This window comes from Veillonella sp. CAG:933 (assembly GCF_000431435.1).
In the GTDB taxonomy this organism is placed as follows: Bacteria; Bacillota; Negativicutes; order Veillonellales; family Veillonellaceae; genus Veillonella_A.
Map to the genome: position 1 here is coordinate 1 of NZ_HF986202.1, position 574 is coordinate 574.

1 protein-coding gene is annotated in these 574 nt (G+C 49.5%); it reads left to right on the forward strand.

Annotation, left to right across the window (positions count from 1 at the left end; all coding sequences use genetic code 11):
- Positions 1-290: DNA methyltransferase (locus QZL64_RS07120; RefSeq protein WP_296309428.1), on the forward strand; the 290-nt coding region annotated here is incomplete at its 5' end.
- Positions 291-574: the final 284 nt, after the last annotated feature.

Below are 574 nucleotides of genomic sequence, written 5' to 3' on the forward strand. Positions count from 1 at the left end.
ACTGGCAGGAGTGGCAACGTGATGGGAAGGATATTCCGAAAATTCACCCAACACAAAAGCCGGTTAATGTAATCAAAAAACTGATTGAAATCTACACAGACCCCGGCGACGTGGTAATCGACCCGGTGGCCGGCAGCGCTACAACATTACGAGCCGCCCGGGAATTAGGGCGTCATAGTTACGGGTTTGAAGTTTACAAGCCATTCTATGAGGCCGCCAAGGAGCAAATGATTAATCCGGAGTTATTCCGGGAAAAAGAAATTAGCTTATTTGATGAGGTGAGGGCATGATTAATATTAATCGCAAAGGCGCCGAGGGCGAGCTTGAATTTGCCAAGTATTGCCACGGTCAAGGTTTCGACAAGGTAAGGCGTACGGCTCAATATTGTGGAATTACGGGAGAGGCGGCGGATGTTATCGGCCTACCCGGCATCCACGCCGAAGTTAAGCGAGTGGAGCGGTTGAACTTATACGAGGCTATTGAACAAGCGAAACGAGACAGCAAGAAATCGGGGCGAGTGCCGGCAGTATTTCATCGTAAGAATTATCGTGAGTGGCTTGTAACGATGACCGCC